Consider the following 18,016-nt stretch of genomic DNA (forward strand, 5'->3'; position numbering starts at 1 on the left):
AATCGATATGATACCATTGCCCTGCTTTAAAGCCTACTTAAGTGCTTAAAGTTGGCTTTTTTTACATCACATTTATTAAATATTGACACACTTTTATGTCTAGCCCGATTGAATTTTTCCCACCTATGATTGATGGCGTAAGCGCAAGCCAAGTCTATCTTCCTCCACAAACGACAGCACAAACCATCTATCAATTTCTTTGTGGAAACTTTCCTCATATAAAAGCAATAGAGTGGCAGCAACGTTTCCAAGATGGACTTATTTACGCGGCAAATGGTGAAAAATTAACATTAGACAGCCCTTATATAGCAAACACGCATATTTTTTATTACCGATTCCTTGCTAACGAAGTACATGTTCCCTTTGAGCATCAGATTTTATTTGAAAATGATGACTTGCTTGTTGTAGATAAACCCCATTTTTTAACGATTAGTCCAACAGGGCAATATGTACAAGAAACATTATTAGTCCGATTAAAAAAGCAAACTGGCAATGAGTTTCTAACCCCAATCCATCGATTAGACCGTGAAACTGCCGGTGTCGTTTTATTTTGCAAACGACCACAGTCACGTGGAATTTATCAACAGTTATTTGCAGATCGAGAAGTTCATAAGATTTACCATGCAATCGCTGCATATAAAGCTGAATTAAAATTTCCTCAGAATTTAAAATTGTATTTAGATAAAGGTACACCCTTTTATACAATGCGCGTTATTCCCCATACTAAAACCAATACCGAAACTAAAATTGAACTGATTGAACATAATCACTTGTGGGCTAAATATTGTTTAACACCAACTACCGGGAAACAACATCAACTCCGCGTTCATTTAAATCATTTAGGAATTCCGATTAAAAATGATCCGTTTTATCCAGTGGTTCAACACAAAGCTGATAATGATTTTTCTCAGCCCTTACAGCTTTTAGCTAAGCAAATTTCTTTTATAGACCCGCTAACAAAACAGGAAATGGTTTTCAATTCACACTTTGAATTGACACTGTAATCTCATCGTAATGACAAAAAGATTATTTTTTATGCTGAAAGACATTGAAATTACATTCCGATGGTTTAAAATAAATCCCTAAAAATTAAAAATCATTTGGTTTTGTTATTCATGCGAAAAACAGAAGTTTATCAGGTTCGACTTGACTCCCAAGAGAAAAAACAAGCTTTTGCTGTTTTTAAACAATTGGGAATTACCCCTGCCCAAGCGGTACGACTGTTCTTTAAACAAGTCGTCTTAACTAAATCTATTCCTTTTGCTATCGAAAATCAGAACATTAATATGGAACAATTATTAAAACTGAGAAAAGCAAAAGCAACTTCATTAAATCAGAACCCTTCAAATTTAAATGAAGATGATGACCATGAAGATTTATTTGAAGAGCTAAATGCACTATTAGGTGAAAGTGACAAAACTTAACGGTGTTGCATTTTTAAACAACTTTTAACGTCTATTGGCGTCTTTTTTAGTTATGCTCTCTTTGTAAAAATATAAACATAAATACAAGGAGCGCCTAATGATTGTAAGACGAGCGACCTATGAAGATCTAAGTCAACTTGCTGTTCTATTTGATGAATACCGTCAATTTTATGGTGCATCTTCTAATCTTGATGAATCACATCATTTTTTAAAACAACGTTTTGAGAATAAAGAAAGTGTGTTTTTCATCCACATTAAGGATGAAAAAATCACAGGTTTCGTTTTGCTTTATTTAGGTTTTTCTTCAGTTGCTTGCTCTACTTACTATATCTTAGATGATGTCTATGTTACCCCTATGTTCCGACGTCAGGGTTCAGCAAAACAGCTCATTGATACAGCTATTTTATTTGCAAAACAAGAAAATGCTTTACGTATTAGTGTAGAGACTCAAACGAATAATCATGAATCTCACCGTCTCTATGAAAAAATGGGATTTATTCGAGACAGTGAATTTCAGACATTCCATTGCTTTCTTAAATAATATTTTGAGCGAGTTGCTTTTCCTCCTCCGACAAATATACCCAATCCCCTTCCTCAATTTCAGGTAAAACCAATTGACCAATTTGATGTCGATGTAATTTCTCGACTTTATTGCCTACGGCTGCAATCATTCTTTTTACTTGATGATAAACGCCTTGATGAATAGTCATCGTTAATTGATGAGTTCCTAGTAGTGCTACATCTGTGGCAGCAAATACCCCCTTTTCTTGGTGTAAATTAACCCCTTGAGTAAGCATTTCAATTTGCTCAGGGGTTACGGGGTCGTAAGTTGTAACGTGATAAACCTTTGGTACATGTTTACGAGGATGAGTTAAAGCTTGTAGATATTTACCATCATCAGTAAGTAAAAGCAGACCCGTTGTGTCTTGATCCAAGCGTCCAACCGCCTGCACACCACGATGAATCATGGTCTCAGGTAGTAGACTAAAAACACTTTGATGATGCTGAGGATGATGAGAACACTCGAAACCTTGAGGTTTTCTTAGAGCAATATAAATTTTTTCTCTATATTGATAATTTTGACCAAAAACGGAAAACTCAAAGTTTTCTGGGGAGAACTGCTTTTTGAGATCACTCACAACCTCCCCATCAATACTTACTGAACCATTTTTTATTAACTGCTGACAATATTTACGTGAACCAAACCCTTGTGATTGTAAAATTTTTTCCAGCAGCATAAAGCTTTCTCTTTAGAACTAAACCATTATTTTAACTCAGTTTCAGAGCTTTATTACGTTTTTGCTTTATCAACTTTGCTCTTAACTTCCATCATCTTCAAATTATTCTTCAATGACTCGATAAATTTTTTCGTTTTGCTCACTTTCAAATAATAATTCTGTTGTAGGCAAAATGATCTCATTATCCACAATAATATGTTCGATACGCTGACTTAACTTTAAAGGCTCATTTTCATGTTCAACTAAATTTTTCTTCAATTGTGCTTTCGCATCATAAATTTTGTCGAACTGATCTTTAATCTTGATATCTATAATATCCATATGGCTGACCCTGTAGTTATAAGTATTGATTATTTTTTATATCATAATCTCTCAAACGAATGGTCTTTTAAGTTGTTAATTTATATAACATTGTGACCAAGCGTAACTAAAAATAAAACTCCTTATCATTGAGTCATATACATTATTTTTTTTCTTGAAAACGCTTCCTTTACACTATTCCACCTTTAAAAAGCCCTCACATTTTGGCTCTTAATTATTATACAATTCAAATTATTTGCTTTTCTTGCCGCTTCTCATGCTCGCCCAATTTGATGTTAATTTAGTTGTCTTATTAGTTCTACTTATCTGCGGTTTACTAAGTCAAAATGCAGCTGTAACGATTGCCGCAGGAATCTTAATCGTCATTAAAATCACACCATTAAATCAATTTTTTCCTTATATTCAAGCTCATGGTCTTAACCTAGGAATTCTCATTTTAACCATTGGCGTACTGACTCCAATTGCCAGTGGTAAGCTTAGCGGAGAGAGTATTTTAAAATCCTTTATAAGTTTTAAATCTTTACTTGCTATTGCTATTGGTCTACTTGTGGCTTGGCTAGGTGGACGTGGTGTGAAACTTATGTCAAGCCAACCTGATGTTGTGGCAGGTTTACTTATTGGTACAGTTGCGGGCGTTGCTTTACTCCGAGGCGTCCCTGTTGGTCCCCTGATTGCTGCAGGCTTGCTGTCCTTATTCATTGGTAAATAAAATTATAGATATTAAAAAGGTGCTTAATCGCACCTTTTTAACACTTAAGCTCAATTAATTTTTTATCCAGAATAATAGGCATTACGTTTTAAAGAGAACTTTTCTAACTGTTTTAAAAATCCTTCAAAATAGCTCTTCTCTTTTTCTTCAGTTCGGTAGCCTGCATATAATGTACGTCTTAAACCCGTTGCAGAAACACAGTCTAAACGGCGGCTAGTTACCCAACCCTTTTGTTCATATTCATTCACGACCCAGTCTGGTAAAGCAGCAATGCCTCGACCACTCGCTACAAGTTGAATCAACATTTGCGTTAAATCTGTAGTTCGAATCTGTTTTGGTTGAATATTTGCCGGTATAAATAGTTTCGACATAATATCTAAACGGTGCTTATCTACCGGATAAGTAATAAGAACCTCTTCAGCTAAGTCTTGAACTGTAATATGTTCAGCACGAACCAATCGATGAGTATTTGATAAAACCAAACGCGACTCATATTCAAAAATTGGAAAATACTCGATTCCTTTTAATGCGATCGGATCGGCTGTAATAAGTAAATCAAACTCACCATTTTGTAAAAGCTCATGTGGATTTGCTTCAAAGCCCGAAGCAAAGTCTAAGTCTACGTCTGGATACTGCTGTCGATATTGATTTAATAAAGGCATTAACCAGTCAAAACAGCTATGACATTCTGAGGAAAAAATAATTCTGCCTGTTTGCCCATGAACAATTCGCGTAATGTCGCTTTGTGTGATCTGAATTTGTGGTAATACATCATCAGCCAATTTGAGTAAACGCTGTCCAACATTTGAAAAACTAACAGGTCTACTTCGACGATTCACCACTTCTACACCATACCAATGATCTAATTCTTTTAATTGGTGAGAAATAGCAGACGGTGTTAAACACAGATCATTAGCAGCCGCAACAAGTGAACCATGTTCACGTAAGGCAACCAAAGTTTTAAGATGACGAATTTCTAACATGGGCAAAAGCCTGAACAAATAGATTTATCTAAACATTTTTCAACTTATCTGTTGTTTGACAGCAATTAGAGTCAGTTTAGCTAAATCACTATTAATGAACAGTATTCATCTTATCACAATATTAATTAATTTGTCTCAACTTGAACTTTACTTAATTCTTTTTATAAGAAATGAATTTTCATAAATATAAAGGTAAATATTTTTATTAAATAGAAATTAGTGAACCTTTTATATAGACAAAGAAAAAGGCCTTATGGCCCTTTTCATTTCATCATTGTGCTTTTGCTTTAGGAAATGCCTGCTCAAAATCGATGAGCTTAAAGCTTTTTACCAAGTCATCTTGCCCATACGTTACTTCATAAGAGGTTTCTTTCCCACTAAAATATGCTTCAGTTGGTGTTCCAAATACTTCCCATAACCCAAATGAGGCAACATCTGCTATGCCATGGCCAAATGCTCGGCTTACTTTAGCCCATTTTGGATAACCTTGCTGGAAAGTATAAATTTCGACTCTTGTACCATCACGATATTCGGAAAGTACAGGTGCTCCAAACTCGGCAATAACATAATTGCGAGAACTACCCGGATTTAAAACATTTAAATTTTTTTTACTTGGTTGATTACCCGCCATAAAGACTGAGCAACCAGACATAGATAACATAACCAAGCCCATAAGGCAGGCAATACTTAATTTTCTCACGATTTAGATTCTCTATTTCTTAAATATTTATACAACTTATTGTAATGCCTAAAGTATTACGTGCTTATCATATATAATTTAATAAAAATTTTCGATAAATTATTCAATATAAAGATAAAATGTTATTAGTTTAAATATGCAAACTTCCTCTCGATATTCTAGTTTTTATTATTTTGATCTATTTTTTCCCTTATACTTTCTTTTTTGAGTTTCCTTTTATTAATTTATTATGGCGTCACCCCAATCCCCTTCATCTTCTCCTCAAAACTATTCGCTCTTCTTGGCAATTTTTTCACTCGCAGTAGGAGGTTTCTGTATCGGCACTACAGAATTTGTCGCAATGGGCCTTATTCAAGAAATTGCACACAATTTAAAGATCACTGTACCTGAAGCCGGGCATTTTATTAGCGCTTATGCATTAGGTGTTGTGATTGGCGCCCCGATTATTGCTATTTTGGGCGCTAAAGTTCCTAGAAAGACTCTATTGCTTTGTCTCATGCTGTTTTATGGGATTGCTAATGCCTGTACAGCTTTAGCACATACGCCAGAAACAGTTTTAATTTCTCGTTTTATTGCGGGATTACCTCATGGTGCATATTTTGGAGTCGGTGCCCTTGTAGCTGCTGAACTCGCAGGCCCTTCACGAAGAGCTTCAGCAGTTGCACAAATGATGATGGGTTTAACAGTTGCTACTGTTATTGGCGTACCTTTAGCTACATGGTTAGGCCAACATTTTGGTTGGAGAGCAGGTTTTGAATTTTCAGCAACAATTGCATTTTTTACTTTAATTACTGTAGCCTGCTTTGTACCGAATATTCCAGTTCAAGCTACTGCCAGCATAAAAACAGAATTAGCTGGGCTTAAAAATATAAATATGTGGTTAACCCTTGCAGTCGGCGCAATTGGCTTTGGGGGCATGTTCTCGGTATATAGCTATGTCTCACCTATTCTCACTGAATACACTAAAGTTAATATCCAGATTGTTCCTATTGCATTAGCGCTGTGGGGCATCGGGATGGTGATTGGTGGGTTAGCCGCGGGCTGGCTTGCAGATAAAAATCTCAATAAAACTATTGTGGGCGTACTTATTAGCTCAGCGATTGCATTCGTAGTTGCAAGCTTTCTGATGAGTAATATATATAGTGCTATTGCTTCTTTATTCCTAATCGGACTTACCGTGATGGGTTTAGGTGGAGCTTTACAAACACGCCTCATGGACGTTGCAGGCGATGCCCAAACCCTAGCAGCTTCACTTAACCACTCCGCCTTTAATATGGCCAATGCATTAGGAGCATTTTTAGGTGGTTGGGTACTGAGCCATCAGATGGGCTGGATTGCACCGATCTGGGTAGGTTTCGTACTAAGCCTTGGTGGCCTTATTATCTTACTCATTGCATTTGCTGTAGAAAAAGCAACTCAAAAAGCCTAATTCTCATTAGGCTTTTTTAATAAAAATACTAATCTGTTAACTTTTCACCACAGTGTGGACAATAGCATTTCTTCTCTCTCACAGATTCTTTTTCTTCTAATACCTTTTCGCGCATGATTTGGATAATCAGATTATGCGCTTGTTCTTTCGGTAGTCCCACTTTTTGTCGAATACGTTCTATTTCAGCTTCATCATGCATGATGTCAATACCACGCACTTGAAGTAACTCACGAAACTCTTGTTCAAGGCGCTGATTACGTTGGTTAAGTTCATTAGCTAAACCGGAAGCTAAAATACCAGCTGGTAAAGCAGCAATCCCTACCCCTAAAATTGTAATTAAAGCTCCTAGTAGTTTTCCTAAGCTGGTCACAGGTGTGACATCGCCGTATCCAACTGTGGTTAAGGTAACGACCGCCCACCACATTGCTTTAGGAATAGAGCTAAACGCTTCTGGTTGCGCTTTATTCTCAACCACATAAATACCAGAGGCAGTCATAATAATCATAATGATTAAAATAAAAATCACTGCCTGAAAAGAACCTTTTTCTCGCTTAATAACACATAGCAATATTTGCAAAGAAATAAAATAGCGAGTTAATTTTAATAGTCGAAGTAATCGTAAAATTCTAAGCATACGAAGGTCTATTCGTACAAAGAAATTTAGATACGCAGGCAAAATTGCCATGAGGTCAATCAGTGCCTCTCCGCTTTTCATCCATGCTAAACGCTGCTTCCATGCAGCTTGTGTCGGATCACGCTCTACTACACTCCAGAGGCGTAAGAGGTATTCGGCACTAAAAATTGCAATTGAAATATTTTCAAAGTAGTCAAACCATATACGATAGCTGTAATACAGATCATTTACTGTTTCTAGCAATACCGCAATGACATTCCCAATAATTAAGAAAACCAAGAAGTAGTTAATACACCTACTCACTGTTGTTTCGTAATCATGATCATGAAGGTTGTTATAGAAGAATTTACGTAATCTCTTCCAAGCTAAAATTCGCATACAGATCTGAGCCACATGATATTGAACATATATTAAGCTCACATACTTAAATTCACCACTATAAGGACCAATAAAATATTTTATTAATTGTATTAACTAAACAATCATAAATAATATTTCATATTTTCTAATTATATTTTAATGAGCAGCAACATATCTAAACTCATTTTCTTCCCACCATTGCACATCATAAATACCCGCATGTGACTTCAAAATGACGTTAATATAATTTTGAAGCAGCATAATATGGTGAGTAATATCTAATTTTCTAAAAAGAAATCTTCTCAAAATTGGCGTATTCGGTGAAATGAATATCGCAAAGCCATTACTATATTCTTCATAAACACTAATACCGATATACATCGTGATCTCAGGTAATGGTACTTCTATTTCCCACCCCCAGCGTTCAGCATTTAATTCAATACTTAAGTGATATCTATTTTTCAATATACTATAAATATACTGTGCAATATCTTCCGTTTTCTGTACTAACGTATTTCCGTCTTCTGCTGATAAATTTTGATCATATAGCTGATAATCATCAAATTTAAATTCAACAATTGTCTTTAGCATTTTTAAGTTCCATATATAAAATACCCATGTTCTTTTTAATTATTTTTAAGTTCATTCAATTATTTTAAAGCAAAATCTTCTTTAATATCTAGCGTTATATTTATTTTTACATTTTATAGGAATAAAACTTGATTAATTCATTACTTTAATAATTAAAATATGCACTAATTCTCAATAAAATAAAAAAGAGCTGAATAATCAGCTCCTTTTTTGTACTAAATCGACCTATTAAGTCAATTGAGCAGCAGCAATTTTCTTAGTATCTACTTTATCAGCAGCATTTGTATATTCGCCCATTTGGTCGAAATTCAAATATTTGTAGATGTCAGCAGACATACTGTCAATTTGAGCTGCATATTGTTGGTATTCTTCTGGAGTTGGTAATTTACCAAGTACAGCAGCAACAGATGCAAGCTCAGCAGATGCTAAGTAAACGTTAGAACCTTGACCTAAACGGTTAGGGAAGTTACGTGTAGAAGTCGAAACAACAGTTGTGTTCGGCGCAACACGTGCTTGGTTACCCATACATAATGAACAACCAGGCATTTCTGTACGCGCACCAGCACGGCCATAAGTGTTATAGAAGCCTTCTTCCATTAACTGATGTTCGTCCATACGTGTTGGTGGAGCCAACCATAAACGAGTTGTTAATGAACCGCTTGGTACTTTCTCAAGTAACTGACCAGCAGCACGGAAGTGACCAATGTTAGTCATACAAGAACCAATGAATACTTCATCAATTTTGTCGCCTTGAACGTCAGAAAGAAGTTTTGCATCATCTGGATCGTTCGGGCAGCAAAGGATAGGTTCTTTGATTTCTGACAAATCAATTTCATACACTTTAGTGTATTCAGCATCAGCATCAGCTTTAAGTAAGCTTGGGTTTGCTAACCATTTTTCCATGTTTTCAACACGGCGAGCCATCGTACGTGCATCACCATAGCCTTGTGAAATCATCCACTTAAGCATTGTGATGTTAGAACGTAAGTACTCAGCAACTTTCTCTTCAGAAAGTGTGATTGCACAACCAGCAGCTGAACGTTCAGCAGAAGCATCAGAAAGTTCGAATGCTTGCTCAACTGTTAAGTCAGTTTCCATTTCTGTTAAGTCGATTTCTAAGATACGACCAGAGAAGATGTTCTTCTTACCTTTTTTCTCAACAGTAAGATCGCCTTCTTTGATTGCATAGTAAGGAATCGCATGTACAAGGTCACGTAAAGTGATACCAGGCTGCATTTTACCTTTGAACTTAACAAGAACTGATTCAGGCATATCAAGTGGCATTACACCAGTTGCAGCAGCGAAAGCTACAAGACCAGAACCTGCTGGGAACGAAATACCAATTGGGAAACGAGTATGCGAGTCACCACCAGTACCTACTGTATCTGGAAGAAGCATACGGTTTAACCAAGAGTGGATAATACCGTCACCTGGACGTAAAGATACACCACCGCGGTTCATGATGAAGTCTGGAAGTGTATGTTGCATTTGTACGTCAACTGGCTTTGGATAAGCAGCAGTGTGACAGAAAGATTGCATTACCAAGTCAGCAGAGAAGCCCAAGCAAGCTAAGTCTTTTAACTCGTCACGAGTCATAGGACCAGTTGTATCTTGAGAACCAACTGTAGTCATCTTAGGTTCACAGTAAGTACCTGGACGGATACCTTGACCTTCTGGGAGACCACATGCGCGACCAACCATCTTCTGAGCTAAAGTGAAACCTTTGCCAGTGTCAGCTGGTTGTACTGGAGTACGGAATAATGTAGATGGGGCTAAACCTAAAGCTTCACGTGCTTTAGCAGTTAAGCCACGACCAATGATCAAGTTAATACGACCACCAGCACGTACTTCGTCTAAAAGTACTGGAGTTTTAAGTTCAGACTCAGCGATTTGTTCGCCATTTTTGAACGCAGTAACTTTTGCAGCAGCATGATCGATTTTAAGAGTAACTTCGTCACCCATGTTCATGTTAGAAACATCGATCTCTACTGGTAATGCACCAGCATCTTCCATTGTGTTAAAGAAGATCGGAGCAATTTTACCGCCTAAACACACACCACCGTCTTTTTTGTTTGGAATGTGAGCGATTTCATCACCAAAGAACCAAAGAACAGAGTTTGTTGCAGATTTACGAGATGAACCTGTACCAACAACGTCACCTACGTAAGCAACTTGGTTGCCTTTAGCAATGAGTTCTTTAATTTGGCTTAATGGACCAACTTCACCTGGTTTTTCAGGGTTAATACCATCACGCTCGTTTTTCAACATTGCGTTTGCGTGTAATGGAATGTCTGGACGGCTCCATGCGTCTTGAGCTGGAGACAAGTCATCAGTGTTTGTTTCACCTGTTACTTTGAACACAGTGATTTTGATTTCTTCTGGTACATCTTTACGACTAGTGAACCATTCAGCATCAGCCCAAGACTGTAAAACAGCTTTTGCATTAGCATTGCCAGCTTTAGCTTTATCAGCTACGTCATGGAACGCATCAAATACAAGTAATGTTTTTTTCAATGCTTCAGCAGCTAAGCTTGCTAATTCAGCATCATCTAGAAGCTCAACTAAAGGCGCTACGTTATAGCCACCAAGCATCGTACCTAGTAAATAAACTGCACGTTCTTTAGAAACTAGCGGAGATGTCGCTTCGCCTTTTGCAATCGCTGCCAAGAAAGCTGCTTTTACGTAAGCTGCTTGGTCAACACCTGCAGGAACACGGTTTTCAAGCAAATCAACCAAGAATGCTTCTTCACCTGCCGGTGGGTTTTTTAATAACTCAACAAGTTGAGCAGTTTGAGCATCATCAAGTGGCTTCGGTGGGACTCCGAGTGCGGCACGTTCAGCAACGTGTTGGCGGTAAGCTTCTAGCACGGTGTTCATTCCTCTTTTTTTAAAAAATTACTTGTAAATTCCAGCTTTCACAAAGCTTCACAAGTAATATGGACTACAAAATTTTACTAGAGTTCAAGCCAAAAGTTAATGAGCGCGGGGTGTTTCTCCGTGATGCCCATTATTTTGTAACTAAATACCCCTGTATAAATAATGATCTTAATGACTGGTTTATGATGCGGTATTTTGAATTTAAAGAACACTCCACCTTAGTGGAGTGTTGACGATGTATTAAACACTTAGAACTTTTTATAGTTTGGCATTTTGTCGTGTGGTGTAACCAAGCACTCATCTGCCATTTGTTTTCTAATTTTTTCTTGCAGGGCTTCTGGATTAGTTTTTAATTCATCTTGTGGAATAGCATAAACTTTTTCAATAATATTCAAGATGAATTTTTTGGTGATCTCATCTTCGATTTTATTTGCATGTTCAATCGCTTGAGACTTTTCAATTGCTTGCTGACGGTCAAATACAATACTTCTAGCTGCATTCCCAACACTGGTACAGAAGCCATGCCATTGTTCTTCAGGTGTTAAAGGTTTTTTCTCTGTACAGCCGACTAACAACATTCCCATCAAAACAAATAAAACTTTTTTCATCATTACTCTACACAGACTATGCTGCCAACATCATACTGAATCTGACAGAGTTTGCAAAAACTGCTATAAAAAAACCGAGATATAAACTCTCGGTCCTTTATATGTAGTGTGAGAAATACACATTTCTTAATTTAAATTAATTAAAAAACTTAATATCAGTAGGTGTTGATATTTTTGCAGCATCTCCAACTGATTTTAAGGTACCGTTTTTGGCATCAAAGCGGAACAAACTAATATTATTAGTAAAAACATTTGTTACATACAGATATTTACCAGTTGCATCGAATGAGAAAGCACGTGGTTCAATACCATTAGCTTTATAAACAGTCGGTTGAGCCAGCAATCCATCCTCTTGAATTTTAAATACGAGGAGTTTGTTGTCTGAGCCACGATTAGCAGCGATCACATATTTGCCATCTGGACTAAGAATAATTCCGCTTGCACTCTTAAATTCGGGCGTTTTGTCTTCATGAACTAGCTTTAACTCAGCAGTTTTCTTCAAATAGCCATCTTGCACATTAAAGGTCACAATTTCACTTCGCATTTCGGCGGTAACATATGCATGCTTACCATCTGATGAAAAGACCATATGACGCGGACCAGAGCCATGGTTAAACGTCACATCCCGACTGTTATCCGCTTCGAGTGGTTGCGTTTTGTTTGGGTTATAACGAAAGACATAGACTTTGTCATTTCCAAGATCACTTGCATATAAATACTTACCATCCGGACTAAAAGTTGTCGAATGAGCATGTCCACTCTCTTGACGCCCCTTAACATGACCAGAACCTTCCGAAAAAACAATATTTTGTACCATTTCACCCAAATGCCCATTCGGCAAAATTGGAAAAACAGCCACACCACCACGACCTTTATCAAATGCCGAATAATTCGACACAAACAGGAATTTACCATCTAAACTAATTGAGGCATGAGTTGGATGTCCACCATGACTATTCACTGTGTTCAAAACCTCTACCTTTCCGTTTTGAACCGATAGTGCAGTGACTTCTCCTAAATTTTCTTCATTTGTTGTATATGCAAAACGACCATCTTTAGATTTCACAATCCAAGATGGACTTTTCATTTTTAACACTTTAACTGGAGTTAGAGTCCCGTCAGCATTAACTTGCAATTGATATAAACCTTCACTGGCCTTTTCCGGTTTTTGAACAAGTGGTGCATCAGGAATCGATGTCCAAGTTCCGACTAAAGCGATTTGTTGTTCTGCTGCATTCACTGTGGAGCCCCACCCAAGTGACAAAAAGGACAATGATAATGTTGCTGTTAATTTCTGAATGAGTTCACGATATTTAATATTTGTATCGTTAACCTTGCTATCTCTAATTTCAACACAAGTATCTTTTTCCACTGGCATTTTTCCTTGAAAAATTTACCTTATTTGCAATTAACAACAAGGCATTATCAATCTAATTTCATTTAATGATTCTGAAAATTAATTTATAAAACCGCAATTTTCAAGTGAATTTTCTTTAATCAAAATCCTTTTTAAAGTGGGATTCCTGCCAAAAGAATTGATGATCTACATGATTAATATTTAATTTTTTAAAATAGTATAGCGTTAATAAAATAAGAGCCCACTTAAAGTGAGCTCTTAATTTATGCATCTAGAAACGCCAATTGTAGAATAAATCGATCGCTCGCTCTAAAGACTGACTTGCTTCTAAATATAGACGGCGATTCATTTGATAACGCAGCGTAAGTTTATTGACTGGCGTAAATACCCCGACACCATAACGAATAAACAAATCAGGCGTAATATATCCAGTTAAGCTTACCTGAGTATCATCACCCGTACCTTGTGCATCTAATGCAAGACCACTTAAGCCGAAAGTACGTCCAATTTGATTCGTGAAAGCGCGTGTACCGCCCAAGCCCATACTAATACCAGCAGCAGCGATTGTATTGTTTACATCAGATTTAAAACCTTCCGCATTACTTAAACCGCTTGAGCCTTCATTAATACGACCTGTCACTAATGCATTTAATGCTTCTTGTTCAGATAAGCCCGCATCGTTATAAACTTGAATGTTTGGTGATGATGCAGTACCTGTAACACGAACGCCAACCATACTACCCTGAACATTTTTATTTGCATCTATATCTAAAGTTGGGTTTGCCAATGGGCCATTGAAACGGGCAATAGCACGGTTTAAATCTAAGCTTTGACCATAAGCTTCAATTTTCACCTTTTGACTTACACCAATAGCACCCATCGCGCGCATTGCCGTTTCATAACCACGCTGAGTTAAGTTCAAACGACCTACTAAAGGAATATTACTGTTAAAGCCTTGGAAGATAACTTGATTACCAATATTTACCGAAATATCGGCACGGATATCCCAAGGTTTTGCTGCACGTAAAATTGCAAGTGGGTCTTGGCCTTGCCGGACAATACGAACATCTGAAGATGTATTAATGACAGGTGCTGTTGTTTCAGGCATTGAAATACGTGCACGAGGAACATCTACCGACCCTTTCAAACTTAAACGTTTGTCGAAAGGATACATATCGAGTGTCAAATTCGGATTTGCAATAGCTGTAATTAATGGGGCTTGACGTACGAGTAAGTTATCACCTTTTAAGTTCAACTGTAGACGTGGAGAATCTTTCCAATCGAAACTACCTTTAAGTAAACCTACCCCTTGTCCACTGTTAAATGCACCATCAATTGTTGCCATATCCTGACGAATAGATGAATACACTTGTACATTGGTTAAGTTCACTGGCAGGGAAATCATACTGATTGCCCCATTTTTCAAACGCATCTCACCCGTAAACTGCGGTTGGGTTAATGTACCATTCACTTTACCTGCCAAGGCTAAAGTACCACTCATTGAACGTACATCTTGAATAAATGGTTTTAAAACTTTTAACTGTACATCATTAAAGGCTACCTCACCATGCATTGGCATAGATGGTTGGTATGGATTAATAATGACATTCGCGTATCCAGTACCAATATCTGGTGTTTTTACATCAACACGGAACAATAGACCATCTGAAATGCTTTTCGCAATTACACTTAGCTCATCATAAGTCAACGTGGTTGGCGGATCTTGAGGGTCTTCTGCTGCTAAACCTAGTTCACCTTTTCTGGTCACTAAGCGTGCATCAAGTTTAGGATGTCCACCATTTACCCAAGACGCTTTAGCATAACCATTGAGTTGACCCGTCATAGCCAAACCTTCCGGCATAAATGCGGCAAAATCTCCTAAATCCAGATTTTGGGTAATAAATGAAATATTGCCTTGTGCTTTACTCACACGTACAGGTTGGTCAAGGCATAACTGACTATTTCTACTTTGCCAACAATGCTGTCCAACATATAGCTCAGAACGTGCTGATGAAAACACAACAGGCGCATTTTGATTTTGCGCTAAACGAATTCGACGCGAATCAAAACTACCTTTTTGAATTTGGCCCAACCAATCATTATTTTGGTTAAAACCGCCTGCTAACTGCACATAAAATTTAGAAATATTATTATTTGCCTGAACTTTTAATAAGTGTGCTTTTCGTGTTCCAGTTAAATTGACTTCAGCAGACTGGATTAGACGGCTACCACTACGTAAATTATCAAGCTTTGCTGTGAGCTGAGTTGGAGTTGTTTCGGAAGTTGGTAGTTCACCCTGTACACGCAGTTTTTTAACGCTCACTAAATTATTGAAAGCAAAGTTATCAACTGCAATATTAGCTGTAGCCTTCAAACGCGGCTGAGATTGAACACTTAAATCTCCATAAGCACGACCACTTAGACCCGGATACAACTCATAAAGTGCAGGCGCATTGAGCTTGATTTTTAAATTCTGCGCATTACCAGTCGCCTGTAACTGGTTTTGTGCATACACTAAAAATAGATTATTCGCTTCAAATTGCTGAGGTAAAAAGCCCTTTTGATTCGAATCCATAAGTACAGATAAGTTACCTTTACCTCTCACTGGCTTATTATTCAAAAATCCTGCAAGGTTCAATTGCTGAATATCAATACGCTTTAACTTATCAGACCAAACACCTTGCGTTTTTACATTTCCTGAAATTTCGCCTTTTACACTAGAAACAAAATATTGAGGTTTAAAACGCACAAGCGAACTATTGATGTCCCAAGCAATACGATCTTTTAAGTTTAATGATCCAGTCGCGTAGATTTTTCCAGCCACACCATCATGTTGTAACTGACTAATTCGAATAAACTCTGGAGTACCAGCAAGAGAGAACTTTAATAACCCATTAGCCTGATTAAGTGCTTTTAAAGATCCATCATAATTCACTGCAAAACCTTTAAAACCACCACCGGCTTTAACATCATTAAATAATAAAGCTGCCGTACTTTTCCCAGCTAACGCAACCGTTTCTTGGTTTGCTTGAGCCAACTGGCCTTTTAAATCAATTTTTTCAAGTTGAATGATTTGTTGATTTGGCTTGGCAAAACCACTTGCTTTGATTGATCCATTAAGTAAGTTTACCGGTGCAGCTGCATGAATACTTTGTGGATTAAAGTCTTTTGCATTTAATAACGCATTCCATGCCAACTGACGTTTTTCGGTAGGTAATAAAACTTTAGCCTGACCTGTGAGACTCCCTTTTTGAGCCGCAAAATTAAAACTAGGAACATTAAGAATATTATCTTTAACATTCAATGTTGCTAAATATTGTCCAGCTGGCAATAAGGTTTGTTCATGCTGATATACTTTAGTTGCCACTTTAATATCTTGCTGACCATCCCGTAAAGTCAAATCTACTTGACCACTATCACTGCTTAACCAACCTATATATGGCATAGCACGATCTATTTTGGACCAAGCCACATTCATAAACATTGGCTGTGGTTTTTTACTCTTTTCAGGTGCTTGATTTAATTTAAGTTTCCAAGACTCATAGCGGTCAAAGTCGACATTAGCAAATACTTCCGTGCCTTTTTCTAAAGAGCCAGTTGAAGCAACTGCAGCATCTAAACTTGGCGGTAAGAAGTCCTGAACGACTTGAGGGATAGCTTTATCTTTAGGATTAACATGATCTAAACGACCTTTTATATCCCAAGTGACATGATCTTTCCAGTTCACCAAGCCTTTAAGGTTAACTGCACCTTTCATGACCTGACCATTAAAGTCTGTAATATTCAGCTGATGAACCAAATCAGTATTCATTAAGGCGTTGTATTGGCCTTCTGGTAAATTTTCCCCTTTTAAATCTGTCTCAAGCGCTAAGTTAAGTTGCTTAACATCCCCCTGAAACTTGATCACACCATTTTTAGCAAATAATTTTTGTTCAACCAGTAAAGGCAAGTGATAATTTTTAAGTAACAATGCACCTTTCATTGGTACTTCATGGCGAACAGGATGTAAAACGACCCAACCTGTTAATAAATCTGGTGTTGTCGTTGCTACACCAGCTTGCAATGTATCTAAACTTCCTCGAGCTGCCACTTTAATATTTTGGATGTTTAAACTTTTTAAAGAAGGAATTCTTAAATCTGCTGTCGCATTCAGTGGATATTTGCCACTAAAGTCCATATTTCCTGTTGCGTTATGAACAGAAAGATACCCCATATCCATACTTGAATTTTCAAATTTCAGTTTTGTCTCTGACCACAAAGCATCATTTAAATGAACATCATGGAAATTTACGACAGAACCTGAATTTTTAATTTCTAAATGATCAACATCTCCCACATCTACACGAAGCACAAATGGTAATTTAATGGGTTTAAACTCAAATGGCTTATCCGATGGCGGAGCTTTGTTAATAATAACTAGGTTACGGACATCTGCATTGCTCAAATGCACTTCTTTTTCTAATATTAAAGAACGCCACCCTAACCGTACATCAGCTCTATCTAAAGTAACGTCAACTTCTTTTAACTGAACAATAATATTTTTAAGAATAATTCCCCGAAGTAAATTACCCCCTTCATATTCATATTTAATGACTTGCTGAGCTTGTAAAACACGGTCTAATAAAAAACGGCTTCCACGGTCAGTCGACATCATAATAATGATGGAAGCAACAAGTAATAAAAGTATGATTAATATTGTCAGCAAAAAGCTACGCAAAATGCGTCGCTTCTTAGGAGAGCTAGGTGCCGAAGTGGGCTGCTGTTCTACTTCCGCCATAAAATAAA

15 protein-coding genes are annotated in these 18,016 nt (G+C 37.2%); 5 read left to right on the forward strand and 10 right to left on the reverse strand.

Annotated elements, in window-relative coordinates; all coding sequences use genetic code 11:
* Positions 1-95: 95 nt before the first annotated feature.
* From MKL35_RS11250 to MKL35_RS11260, 3 genes are all read left to right on the forward strand, one after another.
* Complete coding sequence (locus MKL35_RS11250) at positions 96-1,004, forward strand: pseudouridine synthase (protein WP_032010738.1); 909 nt, start codon at positions 96-98, stop codon at positions 1,002-1,004.
* Positions 1,005-1,115: 111 nt separating this feature from the next.
* The gene (locus MKL35_RS11255; RefSeq protein WP_002049033.1) at positions 1,116-1,424 is read left to right on the forward strand and encodes a type II toxin-antitoxin system RelB/DinJ family antitoxin; all 309 of its coding nucleotides are present in this window, start codon (positions 1,116-1,118) and stop codon (positions 1,422-1,424) included.
* Between the two features lie 97 nt (positions 1,425-1,521).
* Positions 1,522-1,965: a GNAT family N-acetyltransferase gene (locus MKL35_RS11260; protein ID WP_270913650.1), complete on the forward strand. Its 444-nt coding sequence runs from the start codon at positions 1,522-1,524 to the stop codon at positions 1,963-1,965.
* On the opposite strand, the gene MKL35_RS11265 is transcribed toward MKL35_RS11260, so the two are convergent.
* Together MKL35_RS11265 and MKL35_RS11270 are read right to left on the reverse strand one after the other, a co-directional pair.
* Positions 1,958-2,662 carry a pseudouridine synthase gene (locus tag MKL35_RS11265; protein WP_031952777.1) on the reverse strand — a complete coding sequence of 235 codons (705 nt, stop codon included), beginning with the start codon at positions 2,660-2,662 and terminating at the stop codon, positions 1,958-1,960. The genes MKL35_RS11260 and MKL35_RS11265 overlap by 8 nt on opposite strands.
* A 102-nt stretch (positions 2,663-2,764) precedes the next feature.
* Positions 2,765-2,983, reverse strand: coding sequence for a hypothetical protein (locus tag MKL35_RS11270; RefSeq protein WP_002049030.1), 219 nt, complete (start codon positions 2,981-2,983; stop codon positions 2,765-2,767).
* Between the two features lie 256 nt (positions 2,984-3,239).
* Between MKL35_RS11270 and MKL35_RS11275 the strand changes: the two genes are divergently transcribed.
* Positions 3,240-3,692, forward strand: coding sequence for a DUF441 domain-containing protein (locus MKL35_RS11275; protein ID WP_002049035.1), 453 nt, complete (start codon positions 3,240-3,242; stop codon positions 3,690-3,692).
* A gap of 62 nt (positions 3,693-3,754) precedes the next feature.
* Here MKL35_RS11275 and MKL35_RS11280 read toward each other — a convergent pair whose 3' ends face one another.
* Positions 3,755-4,675 (reverse strand): LysR family transcriptional regulator, encoded by a 921-nt coding sequence (locus MKL35_RS11280; protein WP_002048985.1) that lies wholly within the window; start codon positions 4,673-4,675, stop codon positions 3,755-3,757.
* 271 nt (positions 4,676-4,946) lie between these two features.
* Entirely contained in the window at positions 4,947-5,375 is a 429-nt protein-coding gene (locus MKL35_RS11285; RefSeq protein ID WP_004708124.1) for a hypothetical protein, read from the reverse strand.
* A gap of 229 nt (positions 5,376-5,604) precedes the next feature.
* On the opposite strand from MKL35_RS11285, the gene MKL35_RS11290 reads away from it, so the two are divergent.
* Positions 5,605-6,804: an MFS transporter gene (locus tag MKL35_RS11290; RefSeq protein WP_106479510.1), complete on the forward strand. Its 1,200-nt coding sequence runs from the start codon at positions 5,605-5,607 to the stop codon at positions 6,802-6,804.
* 28 nt (positions 6,805-6,832) lie between these two features.
* Here MKL35_RS11290 and MKL35_RS11295 read toward each other — a convergent pair whose 3' ends face one another.
* The 6 genes from MKL35_RS11295 to MKL35_RS11320 all read right to left on the reverse strand — a co-directional run bounded on the left by MKL35_RS11295 (position 6,833) and on the right by MKL35_RS11320 (position 18,008).
* Positions 6,833-7,816, reverse strand: coding sequence for an ion transporter (locus MKL35_RS11295; RefSeq protein WP_004886542.1), 984 nt, complete (start codon positions 7,814-7,816; stop codon positions 6,833-6,835).
* 138 nt (positions 7,817-7,954) lie between these two features.
* The gene (locus tag MKL35_RS11300; RefSeq protein WP_002049000.1) at positions 7,955-8,389 is read right to left on the reverse strand and encodes a hypothetical protein; all 435 of its coding nucleotides are present in this window, start codon (positions 8,387-8,389) and stop codon (positions 7,955-7,957) included.
* Between the two features lie 228 nt (positions 8,390-8,617).
* Positions 8,618-11,257: a bifunctional aconitate hydratase 2/2-methylisocitrate dehydratase gene (locus MKL35_RS11305; protein WP_002049011.1), complete on the reverse strand. Its 2,640-nt coding sequence runs from the start codon at positions 11,255-11,257 to the stop codon at positions 8,618-8,620.
* 257 nt (positions 11,258-11,514) lie between these two features.
* A complete protein-coding gene (locus MKL35_RS11310) occupies positions 11,515-11,877 on the reverse strand; it encodes a hypothetical protein (protein WP_002048992.1) in 363 nt (120 codons plus the stop codon).
* A 133-nt stretch (positions 11,878-12,010) separates the two neighbouring features.
* Positions 12,011-13,246, reverse strand: a complete 1,236-nt coding sequence (locus MKL35_RS11315; RefSeq protein WP_032010732.1) for a lactonase family protein — start codon at positions 13,244-13,246, stop codon at positions 12,011-12,013.
* A gap of 256 nt (positions 13,247-13,502) precedes the next feature.
* Positions 13,503-18,008 carry a translocation/assembly module TamB domain-containing protein gene (locus MKL35_RS11320; protein WP_032010731.1) on the reverse strand — a complete coding sequence of 1,502 codons (4,506 nt, stop codon included), beginning with the start codon at positions 18,006-18,008 and terminating at the stop codon, positions 13,503-13,505.
* Between the last annotated feature and the right edge of the window lie 8 nt (positions 18,009-18,016).

Source organism: Acinetobacter sp. AOR41_HL (assembly GCF_027854645.1).
Lineage (GTDB): Bacteria > Pseudomonadota > Gammaproteobacteria > Pseudomonadales > Moraxellaceae > Acinetobacter > Acinetobacter nosocomialis.